This is a genomic window from Streptomyces sp. 4N509B, from assembly GCF_052245655.1.
Taxonomy (GTDB): domain Bacteria; phylum Actinomycetota; class Actinomycetes; order Streptomycetales; family Streptomycetaceae; genus Streptomyces.
The window spans coordinates 1-18,780 of record NZ_JBQQBZ010000037.1 but is presented as its reverse complement, the minus strand read 5'-3'; the positions used below and the strand labels follow the sequence as shown (position 1 = coordinate 18,780).

The following is an 18,780-nucleotide window of genomic DNA, read 5'->3' as shown; positions in this document are numbered from 1 at the left end:
CCCCCGTTGTTGCGCAGCCCCCGTCGACGGCCGCAACAATCGCCGCGCGCGTGCCTGGCGGGTTCGACGCGCCCTGGCTAGCGTGAACGCCGGGTCGGGGCGGACAGCACGGAGGGGGTCAGGGGTCGTGGGCCGGCAGGAACGTCCGTTGGACCCGGGCGGCGGGCCGGTGCCCGCGCTGGCGCGGGAGTTGCGCGAGCTGCGGCGGAGCAGTGGGCTGACGTACCGGGAGATGGCGCGGCGCACGCGGTTCACGGCCTCGACGTTCTCGCGGGCGGCCGGCGGCGAGCACCTGCCGTCGCTGGCGGTGACGTTGGCGTACGTCGAGGCGTGCGGCGGGGACGTGGCGGCGTGGCGGCGGCGCTGGCAGGGGGTGTCGCGGGAGCTGGCGGACGCGGCGCTGGCCGACGCGGTGCCGGCGCAGGACGAGGGCGGCGAGAGCGGCGACGGCGCCGCGACGGCTCCGTACCAGGGGCTCGCGCGCTTCGAACCGGGGGACGCGGGGCGGTTCTTCGGGCGGGCGGAGCTGGTGGACCGGCTGGTCGCGATGGTGTGCGAGCACCGTTTCAGCATCGTGTTCGGCGCCTCGGGCAGCGGCAAGTCCTCGCTGCTGCGCGCCGGGTTGATCCCGGCGCTGCGGCGGCCGGGCGGGGTGCCGGGGCCGGGGGCGGCGGTGGTGCGGATCCTCACGCCCGGGGCCCATCCGGTGCGCACCCACCGCGCCGCCGTGACCGGCACGGCCGGCGACGGCACGGCCGACGCGGGCGGGGCCGACGCGGGCGAACGTGAACGGAACGCCGCTCGCGGGGACACCGCCGTCATCGTCGACCAGTTCGAGGAGCTGTACACCCTCTGCCGCGACCCCGCCGAGCGCGCCGCCTTCGTCGACCTCCTGCTGGCCGCGAACGAGCCCGCCAGCCGGCTGCGCGTCGTCATCGCCGTCCGGGCCGACTTCTACGGCCGGCTCGCGGACCACCCGGGCCTGGCCGCGGCGGCGGACCGGGCCAGCGTGCTGGTCGGCCCCATGAGCCAGGCCGAGCTGCGCGAGGCCATCGTCATGCCGGCCCGCGCGGCCGGCCTCGTCGTGGAGCGGGAGCTGACGGCCCGGATCGTCGAGGACGTCGCCGGCCGGCCGGCGGCCCTGCCCCTGATGTCGCACGCCCTGCTGGCCACCTGGCGGCAGCGCCGGGGCCGGACGCTGACCGCCCGCGGCTACGAGGCGGTCGGCGGCGTCAGCGGCGCGGTCGCCCGCACCGCCGAGGACACCCACACCCGGCTGACCCCGCGCCAGGCCGAGCTCGCCCGCCGCGTCCTGCTGCGCCTGGTCGCGCTCGGCGACGGCGCGCCCGACACGCGGCGGCCGGCCGAGCGCTCCGGGCTGGCGTTCGCCGACGCCGACGCCGACGACGTCGACACCGTCCTGGAACGGCTGGCCCGCGCCCGCCTGATCACCCTCGACGGCACGACGGTGGACCTGGCCCACGAGGCGCTGATCACGGCCTGGCCCCGGCTGCGCGACTGGATCGACGCCGACCGCGAACGGCTGTGGGTGCGCCAGCGGCTGGCGGCGGACGCCCGCTCGTGGGAGGAGTTGGAGCGCGACCCCGGCGCGCTGTACCGCGGCAGCCGCCTGGCGACGGCCGCGGAGACGTTCCCCGCCGGGGACCGGGCGGACCTGACGCGGCGCGAGCGGGCGTTCCTCACCGCGAGCCTCGACGCGCGCGAGCGCGAACGCCGCGCCGCGGCCCGCACCGCCCGCCGCCTGCGCGGCCTCGCCGTGACCCTCGCGCTGCTGCTGGTGTTGACCGCGGCGGCCACGGTGGTCGCGGTGCGGCAGCAGCAGGCCGCCGACGCGGCGCGGGAGCGGGCCGTCGCCGCCGAGGAGGTCGCCCTCTCCCGCCAGCTCGCGGCGCAGTCCGCCACCTGGCTGGCGAGCGACCCCGACCTGGCCTCGCTGCTCGCCGTCGCCGCGTACCGCACGAGCCACACCGCCGAGGCGGCCAGCGGCCTCCACCAGGCGGCGGCGCTGCCGCTGCGGCGCCGCCTGGCCGGGAAGGGCAGCGCGGTGGAGTCGGTGGCCTTCAGCCCCGACGGGGCCACGCTGGCCGTCGGCTTCGGCGACGGCGCGGTGTGGCTGGTCGACGCCGCGACCGGGCGGCACACCGTGCTGCGGGCCGCGGGCGTCGAGGACTGGGTCGACGAGCTGGAGTTCAGCCCCGACGGCGCCACGCTCGTGACCCTCACCGCCTCGGACGGCCTGGTGGAGGCGTGGAACGTCCGGTCCGGCCGCTCCCGCACGCTCTTCGCGACCCCGCGCCTCGTGACGTCCCTCGCGTTCAGCCCCGACGGCAGCACCCTCGCCCTCGGGTCGAGCGACGGCCCGGTGCGGCTGGTCGACGCGGCGACGGGCGAGCCGAGCGGGGACCTCACCGGGCACGCCACCTCGGTGGTGGACCTCGTCTTCGGGCCCGGCGGGCGGATGCTCGCCTCCGTCGCCACGGACGGGGAGCTGCGCCTGTGGGACCGGGACGCGGCGACGGACGACGCCCGCCACGTCCTCGCGCCCCGTGACGGGGAGGGCGACGGCGACGTGACGAGCATCGCCTTCAGCCCGGACGGCACCACCGTCGCGACGGGGGTCGCGGACGGCACGGCGCGGCTGGTCGACGCCGGCAGCGGGGCGGCGCTCCACACCGTTCGCGTCTCCCCGGGCGGCGGGGTGGCGGCGGTCGGCTTCAGCTCCGACGGCGACACGCTCGCGACGGCCGGCGAGGACGGCGTCGTGCGGCTGTGGGACGTCGCGCCGGGCGAGGCGCCCCGCCGGACGCTTCCCGGCGAAGGGCCGGGCGAGGCGCCGGGCGAGGCGCCGGAGCTGTCGCGCACGCTGCCCGGCCACGGCGCGCCCGTGACGGGGCTCGCCTTCGGCTCCGACGGGACCACCCTGGCCACCGGCGACGCCGACGGGGTCGTGCGGCTGTGGGACACGGGCGCGGGCCTGCCACGCCGGCTGCTGACCGGAGGCACCGCCGACGGGGACACCAGCGGGGACGCGACCGGCGGAGACCCGACCGACGCGGACACCAACGGAGACCTGACCGACGGGGCGTCGGGAGCCGTCGGAGGGCCCGGAGGACAGGGCTCCGCCACCGTCGTGCTGGCGTTCAGCCACGACGGCACCACCCTCGCCGCGGGCGACGAGAACGGCACGGTCCGCGTCTGGACCACGGCCGGCGAGCCGCGCCGCGAACTCGTCCTGGACCGGGTCACCTCCCTGGCGTTCGCCCCGGACGGCGCGACGCTCGCGGTCGGCGGCCTGGAGGGCGAGGTGGAGCTGTGGGACCTGGACACCGGCCGCCTGCGCGAGCGGCTGCGCCACCACAGCGGCTGGATCGACGCCCTGGCGTTCACCCCGGACGGCACCCGGCTGGTCTCGGCGAACAACAGCGACGGGACGGTCCGGGTCTTCGACACGGCCACGGGCGGCGCGGTGCGCACGGTCGAGGTGGGCTGGACGACGGCCCTGGCGGTCAGCCCGGACGGCGCCACCCTCGCGGTCAGCGGCGTCGAGGGCCGGGTGCGGCTGTGGGGCCTCGCGGCGGGCCGGGCGGAGGAGCCGGGCAGGGAGAAGCGGGAGGATGACGGCCGGGGACCCGGCCGGACTCTCGACGCCGACGGGTGGGTCGACGCCCTCGCCTTCGGCCCGGACGGCTCGACGCTCACCGCCCTGCTCGGCGACGGCTCGGTGCGGCTGTGGGACGTCGCCACCGGCACCGTCGCGCACGACCTGGCCAGCCGTCACCACACCGCGGCGTCGGTGGCGTTCGGCGCGGCGGGGGAGGTGCTCGTCACCGGCGGCACGGACGGCTCCGTCCAGCTGTGGGACGTCGCCACCCTCACCCACCGCGACAGCCGCGTCGGCCACGCGGCGCCCGTCACCTCGGTGGTCGTCACCCCCGACGGCGCGACGCTCGCCAGCGGATCGGCCGACGGCGCCGTCATGCTCTGGGACCTCGCCCTGCCCTCCCCCGCGGAGGCGATCGGTCACGTCTGCTCCGTCGTCGGCCGCGACCTGACCGCGCGGGAACGCGAGCGGTACCTGCCCGGCCGGGCGGACCTGCCCGTCTGCCCCTGACGCGGCTGCTCCCGGGCGCCCTCCCGGCGGACTCGCCGCCGACGGGGTGCGGGATCAACGGCGTGGACGTGCGGGCCTGGGACGTCGAGCGCGGCACCGCCGCGATGCTCCGCTTCCATCCCTGATCCGGGCCCGGCCCGCGGGAGGGCGCGTGCGGCGTGTCAGGGCGCGCCGGAGGCGATGGCGAGGCGGTTGAACGCGTTGACCAGCGCGATCACCCACAGCAGGTGCGCGATCCGCGTCTCGTCGAAGCCGGCCCGCGCGGCGCCGTGCACGGCGTCGGCCGTCTCGCCCTCCGGCACGAGCGTCACCGCCTCGGTCAGCGCGAGCGCGGCGCGCTCCGCCTCGTCGAACGGGGCCGCCTCCCGCCGCCAGGCGGGCAGCGCGGCCAGGCGTTCCTCGCCCTCCCCCGCGGCCCGCAGGCGGCGGGTGTGGAGGTCGACGCAGTAGCGGCAGCCGTTGAGCTGGGAGGCGCGCAGGCTGACGAGTTCCAGCAGGCGGGGGTCGAGGCCGGAGGCGACGGCCTTGTCCGTGGTCCTCGACGCGAGGGTGCGCAGCGTGTCGAGGGCCTCGGGCGTGAGCTGACCCAGCGGCAGGGACGGGAGCGGGGGCGAGGGCGGCGCGGCGGGCTTCGGGCTCGTCATCGGTCTGCTGTGGCCTCTCGGGGAGTCGTGCGGGACGCGGACGGGGGACGGGGAGCGGAGGACGAACGGGAAGCGGAGGACGAACGGGAAGCGGAGGACGGGCCGCCGGCGGCGGGAGTGGGGCGGGCGGCGTGACACCGGGCCAGCGCGGACAGGGTGCGGCGGCAGAGCTTCCCCGTCGGTCCGAGCGGCATCTCCGGTACGCGCAGCAGCAGTTCGGGCAGCTTGCGCGGCTCGACGCCCCGCTCGCGCCGCAGGTACGTCGTCAGCTCGGGCAGCGTCAGGGGCGGCGCCCCCGGCGCCTCCCGGACACAGGCGCACAGCCGCTCCCCGAGCTCCGCGTCGGGCACCCCCACGCACGCCACCTCGGCTATGCCCGGGTGCGTGCCGAGCTCGCGCTCCAGCTCCGCGGGGCTCAGGGTGAGCCCGCCACGCTTGACGAACTGCCGCAGACGGCCGAGGACGTGCAGCCGGCCGTGGTGGTCGAGCATCCCGTGGTCGCCGGTGCGGACCCAGCCCGTCGCCGTCCGGTACCGGGCGTCGAGGTCGGGTGCCGCGACGTAGCCCAGCGGCGACATGGGGCCGCGCGCCTCGATCTCGCCGGCGCGGCCGGGCGGCAGCGGCGCGCCGTCGCGGCCGACGACGCGGATCCGCGTAACGGTCGGGTCGGGCAGGCCGGTGCCGTGCTCCGGCGACAGTCCCGTGGCGGCGGTGTGGCAGTTGACGCCGTCGGAGGAGCCGTAGACGGTGACGACGGGCCGGCGGAAGCGGGCCAGGCACGCCTCGGCCGTCGCCTCGGGCAGGGCCGCGCCGCTGGAGACCAGGGCGCGCAGGCTGCCGAAGTCCTCGCCCGGCACGGGCGGGTGGTCCGCCATGCGCCGCAGCAGCGTTGGCACGGCGAAGACGTGGGTGGGGCGGTGCTCGCTGATCACGCGCAGGGCGGCGGCGGGGTCGGCGGAGTCCGTCAGCAGCAGGGTGCCGCCGAGGGCGGCGATCGTGACGTGGCTGCCGCAGGAGCCGTAGGAGGAGGCGAGCGGCACGAGCACGAGGTTGCGCATCGGCCCGGCGCCGTTGTGGAGGGCCCTGACGTAGCGGGCACGGCCGCCGGCCATGGCGTTGTGCGAGTACGCGACCATCTTCGGCTCGGCCTCGGAGCCCGAGGAGACCAGGATCCTGGCCGGCGCCTCCGGGTCGACCGGGCGGGGCCGCCAGCCCGCCGTGCCCGAGGGCGGCGGCCCGTCGAGGGACCGGGCGCCGGGCGGGCTCGCGCCGAAGGTCCACACCGACCGCAGCGCGGGCAGCCGCTCGGCCAGGGCGACGTCGGCGGGGTCGGCGAAGATGGCGCCGCGGGCGCGGGCGCGGCCCAGCAGGCTCAGGGTGTCCCGGCTGCCGCGGCCCGGGTACGGCAGGGTGACGGCGCCGATCGCGGCGACCGCGAGCTCGGCCGTGACGGCGCGCCGGCCGCCGGGCACCCGCACCGCGACGATGTCCCGCTCCGTCAGGCCGGAGGCGGCCAGCCGCGCGGCGACGCGCCGCACCTCCGCGTCGAGGGTCGCGTAGTCGAGCGCCCCCTCCGGGTCGACGACGGCCTCGCGGCGGGGGTGGCGCGTGACGTGTTCGCGGAAGAGCGTGTAGAGGTCGCGGCCGGGGCACAGGCCCCGCTCGACCCAGGCCCGCCGCAGGCGGGCGGGCACCGGGTCGCGGATGACGACGCCGTCGCGGGAGGTCCAGACGCGGTCGGTGGCGGTCGGGACGCCGGGCCTGTCGGGGTCGTTCACCTTGGTCCTTTCGAGGAACGTCGAGGCGCTGCGGAACGTCGCGGCGTCGCGGCGTCGGGCGCTCGCCGTGGGAGGCTGCGGGCGGGGAGGCGGGCACCACGCGCCGGCGGGGACACGGTCGTTCGCCGGGACCGGCTCGCCACGGACGTGGCTCGGCCGCGGACGGGTCGCGGCCGGAAGCGGGACGCGGCGACTCCCTCACCCCCGCGCGGGCGTGCGGCGGCCGGGCGCGGTCAGGCGCCCCGGGGCCGCGCCGTGCGGCCCCGGACGCGGGCCGGGCCCGGCGGCCGGCGGGGGACGGGACGTGCGGGGGACAGGGCGTGCAATCGAGGTCCTTTCGTGCCGGTGGGTGCCGGTGCGTGCCGGTCACCACCCTCGGTTTCTCAGGGCCGGGAAGGTGACGAGAACTCCCAGGGGGAACGGGGCGCGGCGTGCGCCGCGACGGTGACGGCCCGGGCGAAACACCGGTCGTGGGCCAGCCGGCGCAGCTCGGTGAGGACGGGGGTGCCGGGCAGTCCCGCCTCGGCCAGCCGGCCGCACCACTCCGCCGTGGACCGTCCGCGGAACCCGGCGGCGAGCGCGGCGAGATCGGCGTCGGCGGGCAGGTCGAGGACCTTCGCCAGCCGGTCGGGGTGGGCGCGGGCCTCCTCGCCGAGCCAGAGGTGGCCGTCACCGGTCGCGACGGGGCGGTCCAGCGGCGTCCACCGGGGCCGCCCGGGCGGGCGGGGGATCAGGGAGGCGGCGGAGTACAGCGAGGAGTCGACCCGCCCGCCGTGTCCCGTGCGGGCGCGGGCGAGGAGGGCGGCGACGACGCCGGTCGCGCAGACCATGCCGCCGAGGACGTCGGTGAGGGTCATCAGCGACGGGGCGGCGGGCTCCTCGGCGGGCCGGACCGCGGCGGCCAGGCCGCCGCCGGTCTGCACGAGGAAGTCGGTGCCCAGCGGCGGCCTCGGCCCGAAGTCCTCACCCCAGCCCGAGCACCAGGCGTAGACGAGCGCGGGGTGGGCCGCGCCCAGGTCGTCGGCGTCCAGCCGCCACCGCCGGGCCCGGTCGGGCGCCCAGTTGTGCAGGAAGACGTCGGCGTCGGCCGCCAGGTCGAGGGCGGCGCGGCGGCCGGCCGGGGCGGCGAGGTCGAGCTCGACGACGTCCTTGCCCGCGTTGAGGGCGCTGAAGCGGGCGGAGCAGTCGCCGGCCATCGGCGGGACGCCGCGCAGCGGGTCCCCGCCGGGCGGCTCGACGCGCGTGACGTGCGCGCCCAGCAGCCGCAGGAGGTGGCCGGCGAGCGGCCCCTGGACCCGCCGCGTCGACTCCACGACGTGCAGGCCGCTGAGCGGACCCGCCGTCACGGGGCCCGCGACGCCGGGGGCCTGCACGCGCGGGCGGTGCGGGAAGGGGGTGTGCCGCCACGCCGGGGCGGCGAGCGGCGGCGTCGGGTCCTCCCGCACCGCCAGCACGTCGACGCCCGCCGCGCGGCCGGCCGCCAGGACGCGGGCGAACGAGGCGCGCGCCGCCGTGGCGCGCAGGGCGCCGGGCAGCGCGCAGCGCGCGGTCGCGTACCGCGCCTGGAACGGGCGCCAGCCGCGCCCGGCCTCGCCGGGCGTCGCGCCGAGCTCCGTCCAGAACTCCCGCCACCGCGTGGGGTCGAGCGTCTCGCACTCGAACCGCACCCCGTCGCGGGACGTCAGCGTCGCGGCCCCCGCCAGCCCGTCCGTCTCCCCCGCCTCGTCCGGCTCCCACTCCCCACCGTCGGCGTCGGCGACGGCGACGGTCGCCGCCGCGAGGTACTGGGAGACGGCGAGCAGCGCGGCCTGGCTGACCGAGGTGCGCACGCCCGTCAGCGGCAGCCCGCGGGCGCGGGCGAGCCGTACCGCGAGCAGGCCCTGCGCCGCCAGGACCCCGGCCGCCGTCGCCGCGTAGTCGACGGCGAGCGGGGTGGGCCGGCCCGCGACCCGGCCGTGGACGTGCATGACGCCGCAGGCCGCCTGGACCTCCCGTTCCTCCGACAGCGGCAGCCCCACCGGGCCGGCCCAGTCGACCTCGCACAGAAGACCGCGGTCCGCGTCGGCGTGGACCCCGCCGGGCGCCGCCCGGTCCGCCAGCGCCAGCAGCGGGGCGGCGACGCGCGCGACGGGCGGCGGCATCCGCCCCGTCACGGCGCCTCCCCCTCGCGTGGCCTGCGGCCCTGCACCGAGTACAGGACGCTGGAGGTGGCGCAGAACGACGGGTTAAGCAGCAGCTCCCGCACCTGCCGGAGCTGGCTCTCCGTCATGCCCGCGGCAAGCAGGCGGTCTTGCAGGGTGTGGGTGTGGTTCAGCTGGAGCGCGAGCTCCGGCGAGCCGGCCCGGCGCAACCCCACGTACGGGCGGGGGTCGACCCCGACGAGCCCGGCGGCGCGCATCGCGGCCGGGACGTGCCGGCCCCAGTGCGGGTCTCCCCCGCCGGCCCGCATGGCGGTGGCCTTCGCGCGCAGGAACGTCCGGTACAGCTCGGCGGAGCGCGTGTCGGGGGTGAGGAGGGCGGGCTCGTAGCCGGCGTCGAGCTCGTCGAGCTGGAGCCAGCCGCCCGGCTTCAGGGCGCGGGCCAGCTTCTTCACCGCCGCGACGCGGTCCGTCACGTGCCGGACGACGAGCCGGGCGACGACGAGGTCGAACGCCGCCTCGGGCAGCGGGTCGGCCGCGACGTCGTGGACGAGGACGGTCATCGTCGGGCACGCGGCCAGCTCGGCCAGCTCAGGCAGGTGTCGCGACGTCAGCTCGGTGGCGACGACCTCGCCGCCCGGTCCGACGCGCTCGGCGAGCCACCGCGCGACGCTGCCGCCGCCAGCCCCGACGTCCAGGCACCGCCATCCGGCGCCGACGCCGGTCGCGGCCAGCCGTTCGAGGGTGATCGGGTCGTAGGCGGCGGCCAGGCAGCGGTGCTGCTCCTCGCCCCGCGCGCGGTCGTCGTCGAAGACGTACCGGGTGCGCGCCGCCCCGGGCGCCACGCGGGTCCGCTCTACGTCCATCGCCCCGACCCACAGTTCCGCACGCTGCCCGTCAGCATCCGCGTCAGCTCGCCGCGCCGCACCTTCCCCGTGCCGGTGCGCGGCACCTGCTCCCAGGCGAGCACCACCGGCTCGCGCAGCCGCGGCAGGCCGACGACCGCCCGCCGCCAGCTCTCCTCGTCCAGCTCGCCGTCGGCCGTGACGACGACCGGCAGCGGCGCCTCGTCCCTGCTGGCGAGGACGACGCACTCCAAGGCGCGCGGCAGCCGCTCCTCCAGCAGGTCCTCCGTCTCCAGGCAGCTCAGCTCCCACGGGTGGTCGACCTCGCGGTCCAGCAGCCGCACGCTGCCGTCGCGGTTGCGGACGCCGATGTCGCCGGTGTTCCACCAGCCGTCGGCCCACTTGGCGGCCCACCGCTCGCGCTCGCCGACGTACCCCTGGGCGCAGGCCGCGGTCCGCGTCAGCACCAGGCCCGCCCGGCCGCGCGGCTGCGGCCTGAACGTCTCGGGGTCCACCACGCGCAGCCGCGTCTTGACGGGAACGGGGCGGCCGAGGTTGCGGCGGGCGGGCGCGGGCCGCCGCTCGGCGACCGAGCGGCGGGTGTGGAAGCGGAACGTCAGCGGCCCCGTCTCGGTCTGCCCCCAGCCCTCCATCCACACCGGCCTCGGGTGGGCGCTCGCCGCCAGGTACGCCCGGATCGTCGGGGGGTGCACCGCGTCGTAGGTGCTGATGATGGTGCGGATCCGGCGGAAGGGGCTGTCCAGCCGTTCGGTCAGGGGCCGGAAGCGGACGAACGTCGCGGGCAGCGCCTCCATGACGGTGGGCGGGTGGGCCCGCAGCACCGGGTCGGCGGCGTCGGGGTCCTGCCGGCTGAGGATCACGAGGTGGCGGGGCGCCAGGCACAGGACGCTCGCGGTCCAGCAGAACGTCCTGCCGTGCGCGAACGCGCTCGCGTTGACGAGGGTGTCGTCGCGCCGCAGGCCGACCCGCGGGACGCGCACGGTCTCGAACCGGGCCAGCTTGTGGACGATCGTGCGGGTGGAGTGCACCACCAGCTTGGGGACACCGGTGGTGCCCGAGGTGTGGTTGACGACCAGCGGCTCGTCGTCGTGCCGGCGCGCGGGGGCGGGCGCGGGGTGCCCCCGCACGTCGTCGAGGCCGAGCACGCCGGGCGGCACCTCGGTCCCGGGCCGCCCGGCGTCCAGCACCACGGTGGCGGAGGCCAGCGCGGCGAGGTCGACGCCCTCCCGCCGGGCGCGCGCCAGCAGGCGGGCGGTGGTGACGAGCACCGCGGGTTCGAGGCGGGTGAGCAGCGTCGCCAGGGTGCCGCCCGGCAGGTGGGCGGAGAGCTGCGCGGGCACGGCCCCGACGCGCACGGCCGCGCAGGCCAGCAGGTCGTAGTCCCAGTGGTTGTCCTTGACGATCGCGACGTGGTGGCCGCGTCCGGCCCCGGCGGCGGCCAGCCAGCCGGCGGCGTCCCGGACGAGGGCGGCCAACTCGGCGACGGTGTGGACCGTGAGGCCGGGGTCACGCGGCCCCGGACCGCCGCCGTCGATGTCGAACGGACGGTCGAGGTGGACCAGCGTGGCGGAGCCGCGCTCGGCGCACTCGTCGAAGAGGACGCCCATGTCGTGTGGTTTCACTCGTGCTTCTCCCCTGCGGTGGTCGGTCGGCCCGTGACGGCCGGAGGGGCCCCGGCGCCACGGAGGGGGCGCAGGCGGCTGAGGACCCGGGAGGCGGCGAGCGCGCCCGAGCGCACGGCGCCCTCGCTGGAGGGGCGCAGCATCAGCCAGTCGCCCGCGTACTCGACGGGCCGCACGGGCCGCGCCATGAACCGGGCGCGGCCGCGCAGCGCCTCGGGGGTGGCCTCGGGCAGGCCGTGGGTGAAGGCGTGCACCAGGTGCTCGGTGGCGGCGGCCTCCAGCCCGGGGACGAAGCGGCCCGCCGCGCACACCAGCCGGTCGACGACCTGCTCGCGCGGCGCCCCGAGCAGCTCGGGGACGACGCCCGGCGCGGCCATCAGCGTCAGCAGCCCCTTGCCTGCGGGCGCCCGGTCGGGGTGCTTGGCGTGGTCGACGATGATCCCCGACAGCTCGCTCTCCTCCACGGCCGGCGTGAGGACGATGTACGGGGTGCGGCCGCCGGCGCGGTGGGCGGGCGCGAGCGGCCGGTCCAGCAGGCAGCTCAGCTTCAGCACGGGCCGGTAGGTGCACGCCGCGAGGTGGTCGCGCTCCGCGTCGGGCGCGTTGACGTGGAGGCGGGCGGCGACGGGCGCGGGCACGCACAGCACGACCGCGCGGGCCGTCACCGTCTCCGTGCCGCCGCGCTCCCCGCCGCCCGAGCCGTCGGGCTCGCGGCCCGCGCCGAGGAGCAGCCGCGCGCCGCCGTCGCCGTCGTCGTCGGTGACGACCTCCTGGACCGGGCGGCCCGTGACGACGTCGAGGCCCTCGGCGAGCCGCCGGGCGAGGAGGTCCATGCCGCCCGCGTACGTCAGCCAGCCGGCGGCGGGCCCCACCTCCAGCAGCAGGCTCACCATCGGCGCCGCGGCCGAGCGTGCCGTGTCCCAGCCGAAGAAGCAGCCCGCGACCGGCTGGAGGAGGTAGTCGTGCAGGTCCCCGTGGTACCGGCCGGCCAGCTCCGCGACGGTGGCGTGACCCAGCGGGGTGTCCTCGGGCCTGTCGCAGTCGAACCCGGCGCGGCGCCGCCCGGCCCAGGTGAGGAAGCGCGCCAGGTCCAGGCGGGCCCTCGGGGACAGCCCCGCCCCCGTCAGCGGCGCGGAGCGGTCCGCCACGCCGGGGTGCGCGCGCCCGTCGCGCCACACGGCGACGGGCCGCCCGATGCGCCGGATCTCGCTCGCCGGCACGCCGAGCCGCGTCAGCAGCTGCCACGTGGCGCGGTACCCGTGGGGCGAGAGCTGCTCGGCGCCCTCGTCGATGGTGTAACCCCGGTGTCGGTGGCTGTGCGTCCTGCCGCCGACGTGCGGGCGTTCCTCGAAGACGCGGACGTCGAGGCCGGCGCGCCGCAGCTCGTGGGCGGCCGTGAGGCCGGCGACGCCCGCGCCGACCACGGCCACGTCGAGGTCGGGGGCCATCAGGCGCCCTCCGCCCAGGCGACGACGTTCGCCACGAGCAGCAGGGCCACGCTGACGCGGTGCACCGCGAAGCCGAGCCGGCGAGCCCGCATGATCTCCCCCGTGCGGAAGCCGATCAGGTACTGACGCAGGCGCAGCGCGGTGACCGGCAGCATCAGCAGCACGAACCACCAGGGCGCGACGCCGGTGGCGGAGGCGACGGCGCCGAGCAGGAACTCGGCGGCCGACAGGGCTCCGACGAAGAGCGCGTTGCCGCGGTGTGAGACGAGGCAGGCGACGGTCAGGCGCCCGGCGGCGCGGTCCCCGGCGACGTCGTTGGTGTTGGAGTAGACCCCGAACATCAGGGGGCCGAAGCCGAACAGGACGCCCTGGACGAGCAGGAACCCGCTGAACTCGCCCGTCGCCAGCCCGTACGGCGCGAGCACGAGCCCCACGCCGAGCCCGACGAGGAACAGCTCCTGGAAGCCGTGGTAGCTGATCTTCAGGCCGTAGGAGTACTGGAGCGAGACCACGAACAGCGCGACGACGAGCGCCACCGCCCACGTCGGGCGGTGCGGGGAGAGCGCGGTGGCGGCGGCCCACGCGGCGGCTCCGGCCAAGGCGGTCAGCCAGGCGAAGCCGCCGGCCTGGCGGGGGGTCAGGGTGCCGGCCACCAGCGGCTTGCGGAGCTTGTTGCGCAGGGGGTTGTCCGGGCCGTAGTTCGCGAGGTCGCTGCCGTCGCGGAAGCCGGTGAGGTCGTCGAGCGCGACCATGGCCATGACGACGCCGACCTCCCCGAGCAGGAAGAGCGCCAGCACCCACGGGGCGTCTCCCGCGGCGACCTGGGAGGCGGGCAGGGCCACGACGGCGGCGACCACCACGGCGATGCTCAGGTAGTAGTCGTAGACGTCGAGCTTGCCGAGCCGGGCGTAGGCGCGCAGCCTGCTCTCGGTCGCGGGCGGGGTCGCGGGCGCGGCACCGTCCCCGACGCCCGTCGCGGCGGCGGTGGTGGTGGCCGCGGTGGCCTGGGCGGTGTCCGTGGTGCTGGGGGTCATGGGCTTGTCTCCTCGGGTGCGCGTCCGTCCGCCGCGTCGAAGCCCTGGAAGGCGCAGACGGCGTCCGCGATGTGCTCGACCTGCGCGTCGCTCAGGTGGGGGTAGGCGGGCAGCGACAGGATGCGGGCGCTGGCGCGCTCGGCGTTCGGCCAGTGGTCGCCCGGCCTGGTGAAGCGCGCGAACGCGGCCTGCCGGGGCAGCGGGCGCGGATAGTAGACGTGGGTGTGGACACCGCGGGCCAGCAGGTGCGCGCGGAGCTTGTCGCGGGCGGCGGCCAGCAGCGTGTAGACGTAGAAGCAGCGGCCGTCACGGCCCGGCGGCGGCGGCACCACTCCCCGTTCGACGAGCGGGGCGAACCGCTGCGTGTAGTACTCCGCGATCGCGGCCCGCCGCTGGAGCCGCTCCGCGAGGCCGGCCATGCGGTGCACCTGGAAGGCCGCCTGGATCTCGTCGAACCTGCTGTTGTGGCCGATGACGTGGTGGACGAAGCGCCGCGTGCCGTCCTGGCCGTGGTTGCGCAGCATCCGCACCCGCCGGCCGAGGTCGGCGTCCCTGGTCACCACGGCCCCGCCCTCGCCCGGCATGCCCAGCGTCTTCACCTGGACGAACGAGAAGACCCCCGCCTCCCCCCACAGGCCGGCGGGCGTGCCGGCGAGCACGCCGCCCTGGGCGACGGCCGAGTCCTCCAGCAGCCGGACGCCCCGCCGCCGCGCGATCTCGACGAAGCGCGGCATGTCCGCCATGACGGAGAAGACGTGCGCCGGCATGACCACCGCGGTGCGGTGCGTGATGCGCCGCTCCACCTCGTGGGGGTCGGCGACCATGGTGTACGGGTCGATGTCCGCGAAGACCGGCGTGGCCCCGACCCCGACGACGCTGGCGGCCAACGGGGCGCAGCCGAAGGCCGGCACCACCACCTCGTCACCCGGGCCGACGCCCATGGCGGTCAGCGTCAGCGTCAGCGCGGCGGTGCCGCTGCCGCAGGCGATCACGTCCACCGCGCCCGGCGCGCCCGGCGCGCCCCCGGGGCCGGTGGGACCGAGGGGGTCGAGGGACTCCCGCAGCACCGCCTCGAAGCGGAGGGTGTGCTCGCCGAGGATGAAGCGCTGCTCCGACGCGAGCCCGATCCGGCGGATCAGGTCGAGCATGACCGCGCGGTCGCCCTCGAAGAGGTCGGGCGGGAAGAACGGGATGGCCGCCCGCGCCGCCGGCGCGTCCGTGGCCGCGTCCGTCGCCGTCACAGTGTCCTCCCCACGGTCGCGGTGGCGGTGATCGTCCCGGCGGCGGGAGCGGCGGGAGCGGCGGCGGGGGTGGGGGCGGCGGTGCCGGTGAGGAAGGCGCGCACCGCCTCGCAGACCCGGTCGACCTGGTCGAGCGTGAGGTCGGGATAGAGCGGCAGCGCCACCGCGCGCCCACTCGCGGCCTCGGCGTGCGGGAAGTCCCCGGCGCGGTGCCCGAGGTAGGCGAAGCAGGGCTGGAGGTGCAGCGGCGTGGGGTAGTACACCTCGGTGCCGATGCCCTCGCGCGCCAGGTGCTCGACGAGCGCGTCGCGCCGCTCGACCTCGACGAGGCAGACGTAGAAGACGCGCGCGTCGCCGGGCGCCCCGTCGCCCACCTCGGGGAGGCGGACGACGCCCGGGAGGCCGTCGAGCCGCTCGCGGTACGCCCTGGCCAGCTCGTCGCGCCGCGCGATGTCGCGGTCGAGGTGGGTGAGTTTGGCCAGCAGCACGGCGGCCTGGATGTCGTCCATCTTGCTGTTGACCCCGGGGACGGCCGTCTCGGTGGCGATCCTCGGGAAGTCGTTGAGGGTGGGACCCGGTCGCCCGTGGTGGCGGAGGCCGGCGACGCGCTCCGCGAGCGCCGCGTCGTCCGTGAGTACGGCCCCGGCGTCGCCGAGGGCGCCGAGGGTCTTGCTGGGGAAGAACGACAGCACGCCGCCGACGCCGTGCAGGCCGGCGTGGACGCCGCGTTGACGCATGCCGATGCCCTCCGCGCTGTCCTCCAGCAGGACCAGGCCGCGGCGGGCCGCCACCTCGGACAGCGCCGCCATGTCGGCCATCTGGCAGAACAGGTGGGCCGGCATGACGAAACGGCTGGTCTCCGTGACGGCACGCTCCAGCGCGTCGGGGTCCATGGCGTACGTGGCGGGGTCGATGTCCACGAACTGGGGCCGCCCGCCGGCCAGCACCACCGAGGTGGCGGTGGACACGAAGGAGTACGCGGGCACCAGAACGCCGTCCCCGGGGCGCAGGCCGCACGCCCGCAGCAGCAGAACGAGCGCGTCTGTGCCGCTGTTGACGCCGACGACGTGCCGCGCGCCGGTGTACGCAGCCACGGCGCGCTCCAGTCGCTCGACCTGCTGGCCGTGGGAGAACTTCCCGCTGTCGAAGACCTCTCCCACGTGCCGCTCGATCAGCGGCCACAGCTCCTCGAACGTCGCCGCCTGCGAGAAGAACGGGATCATCGCTCACCTCACCAAGAAGAAAGCTCACTGCTGGTGCTCGGTCCGGCCGCGTCCCCGACGGGCCGGCGAACGCGCCGCGCCAACGCGCCGTGCGAAGGCGCCGCGCCAACGCGCCGTGCGAAGGCGCCGCGCCAACGCGCCGTGCGAAGGCGGCTGGTGCCCGTGCCACGCCGTGCGGGACACCAGCCGCTGCTCGGGCCGCCGCGCGACGCGGCGGGCGCCGCGCCGCTATCCCAGCAGTTCGACCTCGAGGCGGCCGAAGTGGAAGTCGCGGACGGCCACCAGCAGTTCGTCCAGCGACAGCTCGCCGTCGCCGTTGGTGTCGACCTGCGCGAAGGCCGACCTGGCCTCCTCACGGTCGACACCGACGCCCGCCAGCCACGCCTCGAACTCCGCGGCGTTGATCAGCCCGTCGCCGTTCCTGTCGCACAGCCCGACGATGCCCTTGACCACGGGGCCGAGGACCCGGTCGAAGGTGGACTCGGCGGAGATGAGGTCACCCGCGACGCGCAGGAACGCGGACTCGCCGATGGGGCCGTCCGCGCCGACGCCCGCCTCACCGGCGAGGTGGTCGAAGAGGCCGTCGAAGGCGTCCCTGAGGGCCCGCGCCTCGGGGGCGCTGGCCGGCTTGCCGAAGCTGAAGGCGATCCTGGCGGCCTCCTCCCTGAGGTCGCTGCGCTCCAGCTGACCGTTGCCGTCAGCGTCCCACTTGTCGAAGCGCTTCTTCAGCCGGTCGTTCGCGAGGGCGGTAGTCACGATCCCGTTCCCTTCCCTTTCTTTTGGTCATCGTTCGACTCCGGGAGAATTTCGCCAGGAGTCCGTGAACAGCACCGGCACCGACCGCGATTTTCTTTCGGTGCCGACTCGTGCGGGCGTCGTTCGACGCCCGTCACAAGACTGGTGAGATATCCGGCAATGACGGGCCGGAATTCCGTGAGCGTTCCTCTTCTGGGAACCGGTCAGACCGAGAAGCTTCCGACACCCTCGGGAACGTGCGTGCCGTATCCGGGAGCCACCCTGATCCCCGGGGTCATGCAGAAGGGGTCCCCGTGGATGGTGACGGTGGAGTCGGTCTGGTTGTTCAGCACGTGCGCCAGGGCGGGGAAGGAATGACAGCCCCTGGGATTCTCGTGGACGGTCAGCGGAGCGAACTCCGTGGTGAAGATGACGACCTCACCGGTCGAGGCGTGCGCTGGAGCGGCGGTCATTCCCGTGCCGAGAACGGCTGCTCCGAGGGCGACGAGCAGAGAGAGGCGGCGCATGATGTCCTTCCCGAAAGATCCCTACAGAGATCAACACCGCCCGTAGGCTAACCAGCAGTCCACCCGATGATGTTTCTGATGACTTAACGCCACCCTATCGAGTGATCATGCGATGGCCTCGTTCACGCGGGGTTTGCGGACAGCAGTGCCCGCATCTCCTCGGCGCGTGGCAGGCCGAGTTCCTCGTAGAGGGCGAGGGCGAGGCCCCGGTGCTCGTGGACCGCCTCGTGTTCGCCGAGGTCGGCGTGGACGACGGCGAGGTGGGCGTGGGTGTCTGCCTGCTCCTTGCGGTGGCCTCCCTCGGTGGCCACGGCCAAGGCCTCGCGGTGCAGGAGCAGCGCCTCGTCCGGGCGGCCCGCGGCGGTGTGGGTGCTGGCCAACTCGTTGAGGCGGGTGACCAGGTTGTCGGTGGCGCCGAGGATACGGGCGAGGCCCAGTGCCTCTGCCTGGTGGCGCGTGGCCTGCTCGTGGTCCCCCGCGTCGCGGGCGATGCTGCCGAGCAGGCACAGGGCGTCGGACTCGACAGCGCGGTATCCCGTCCTGCGGGCCAGGTCCAGGCTGCGCTCGGCGTGTTCCCTGGCCCGGTCGTCGCGGCCCAGCGCCCGCCACGCCTCGGCGATGCCCATGTGCGCGTTGGAGAGGTTCGTCTCGTCGTCGACCTCCTCGCAGACCGCTCTGGCGTCCTCCGCGTACCGCAGGGCCTCCTCGAAGCGGCCGATCGCCATCATGCAGTTGTGGAGGTTGACCAGGGCCGCGCGGCGGGCCGCCCACGACCCGGTGGAGTTGGCCAGCTCCAGGGACCGCTCGAAGTGGCGGGCGGCCTCCGTGAACTCCCCCCTCCTCGCGTACGCGAGACCGAGGGAGTTGACGGCGGGGGCCTCCAGCTCCGCGTCGCCGGCCTGCTGGGCGGCGAACAGGGCCCGTTGGACGTGCTCGAACGCCAGCTCCGGATCCTTTCCGGCCCGGCTCAGGCACGTGCTCAGGTGGGTGCGCGCCCGGGACTCCGCGCGTGGGTCGCCGAGGGCCAGGGCGGCGCGTAGCTCCTCGGTGATGAGGCCGATCGCCTCGGCGATGTGGCCGCCGGTGAAGAGGTAGCGCCAGAGGATCGTGGACAGGTCAACGACGAACTCCTGGTCGCCGTGGTGGGCGAGTTCCAGGAGGGTGTCGCGTTCGGCGTCCAGCCAGCGCAGGGCCTGGCCGGCGTCGGTCAACGGCGGGACCTCTCCCGACCAGACCGGCGGCTTCGGTCGCTCGTTGTCCCGGTCGGGCGCGATGGCGTCCAGGGCGCTGGAGGCGGTGGCCAGGTAGTAGTCCAGCAGGCGGGCCAGGGCCTCGGCCCGCTCGGTGGGGCCGTCGGTCTCGGCGGCGAGCTCGGCCGCGTACGCCCGCAGC

13 protein-coding genes are annotated in these 18,780 nt (G+C 76.5%); 1 reads left to right on the top strand and 12 read right to left on the bottom strand.

Features of this window, described 5'->3' with window-relative positions; translation table 11 throughout:
* Positions 1 to 127: 127 nt before the first annotated feature.
* A complete protein-coding gene (locus tag ACTWP5_RS26325; RefSeq protein WP_443223617.1) occupies positions 128 to 4,132 on the top strand; it encodes an nSTAND1 domain-containing NTPase in 4,005 nt (1,334 codons plus the stop codon).
* A gap of 161 nt (positions 4,133 to 4,293) precedes the next feature.
* Here the strand turns inward: ACTWP5_RS26325 and ACTWP5_RS26320 are convergent, their stop codons facing one another.
* The 12 genes from ACTWP5_RS26320 to ACTWP5_RS26265 form a co-directional block, all read right to left on the bottom strand.
* Positions 4,294 to 4,776, bottom strand: a complete 483-nt coding sequence (locus ACTWP5_RS26320) for a carboxymuconolactone decarboxylase family protein (RefSeq protein WP_443223616.1) — start codon at positions 4,774 to 4,776, stop codon at positions 4,294 to 4,296.
* Positions 4,773 to 6,554 carry a class I adenylate-forming enzyme family protein gene (locus tag ACTWP5_RS26315; protein WP_443223615.1) on the bottom strand — a complete coding sequence of 594 codons (1,782 nt, stop codon included), beginning with the start codon at positions 6,552 to 6,554 and terminating at the stop codon, positions 4,773 to 4,775. Before ACTWP5_RS26315 ends, ACTWP5_RS26320 begins: the two co-directional genes overlap by 4 nt.
* A gap of 383 nt (positions 6,555 to 6,937) precedes the next feature.
* Positions 6,938 to 8,707: a CoA transferase gene (locus ACTWP5_RS26310; RefSeq protein WP_443223614.1), complete on the bottom strand. Its 1,770-nt coding sequence runs from the start codon at positions 8,705 to 8,707 to the stop codon at positions 6,938 to 6,940.
* Positions 8,704 to 9,558: a class I SAM-dependent methyltransferase gene (locus ACTWP5_RS26305; protein ID WP_443223613.1), complete on the bottom strand. Its 855-nt coding sequence runs from the start codon at positions 9,556 to 9,558 to the stop codon at positions 8,704 to 8,706. The genes ACTWP5_RS26310 and ACTWP5_RS26305 overlap by 4 nt, the downstream gene beginning before the upstream one ends.
* Positions 9,549 to 11,180 (bottom strand): AMP-binding protein, encoded by a 1,632-nt coding sequence (locus ACTWP5_RS26300; RefSeq protein WP_443223612.1) that lies wholly within the window; start codon positions 11,178 to 11,180, stop codon positions 9,549 to 9,551. Before ACTWP5_RS26300 ends, ACTWP5_RS26305 begins: the two co-directional genes overlap by 10 nt.
* Positions 11,177 to 12,628 (bottom strand): protoporphyrinogen/coproporphyrinogen oxidase, encoded by a 1,452-nt coding sequence (locus ACTWP5_RS26295; protein ID WP_443223611.1) that lies wholly within the window; start codon positions 12,626 to 12,628, stop codon positions 11,177 to 11,179. Before ACTWP5_RS26295 ends, ACTWP5_RS26300 begins: the two co-directional genes overlap by 4 nt.
* Positions 12,628 to 13,662 carry a UbiA family prenyltransferase gene (locus ACTWP5_RS26290; protein ID WP_443223610.1) on the bottom strand — a complete coding sequence of 345 codons (1,035 nt, stop codon included), beginning with the start codon at positions 13,660 to 13,662 and terminating at the stop codon, positions 12,628 to 12,630. The genes ACTWP5_RS26295 and ACTWP5_RS26290 overlap by 1 nt, the downstream gene beginning before the upstream one ends.
* Positions 13,659 to 14,810, bottom strand: coding sequence for a DegT/DnrJ/EryC1/StrS family aminotransferase (locus ACTWP5_RS26285; RefSeq protein WP_443223653.1), 1,152 nt, complete (start codon positions 14,808 to 14,810; stop codon positions 13,659 to 13,661). The genes ACTWP5_RS26290 and ACTWP5_RS26285 overlap by 4 nt, the downstream gene beginning before the upstream one ends.
* A gap of 89 nt (positions 14,811 to 14,899) precedes the next feature.
* A complete protein-coding gene (locus ACTWP5_RS26280; RefSeq protein WP_443223609.1) occupies positions 14,900 to 16,126 on the bottom strand; it encodes a DegT/DnrJ/EryC1/StrS family aminotransferase in 1,227 nt (408 codons plus the stop codon).
* A 228-nt stretch (positions 16,127 to 16,354) separates the two neighbouring features.
* The gene (locus ACTWP5_RS26275) at positions 16,355 to 16,882 is read right to left on the bottom strand and encodes an EF-hand domain-containing protein (RefSeq protein ID WP_443223608.1); all 528 of its coding nucleotides are present in this window, start codon (positions 16,880 to 16,882) and stop codon (positions 16,355 to 16,357) included.
* 203 nt (positions 16,883 to 17,085) lie between these two features.
* Entirely contained in the window at positions 17,086 to 17,388 is a 303-nt protein-coding gene (locus tag ACTWP5_RS26270) for a hypothetical protein (protein WP_443223607.1), read from the bottom strand.
* Positions 17,389 to 17,510: 122 nt separating this feature from the next.
* A partial coding sequence (locus ACTWP5_RS26265) for a tetratricopeptide repeat protein (protein ID WP_443223606.1) occupies positions 17,511 to 18,780 on the bottom strand: 1,270 nt, incomplete at its 5' end.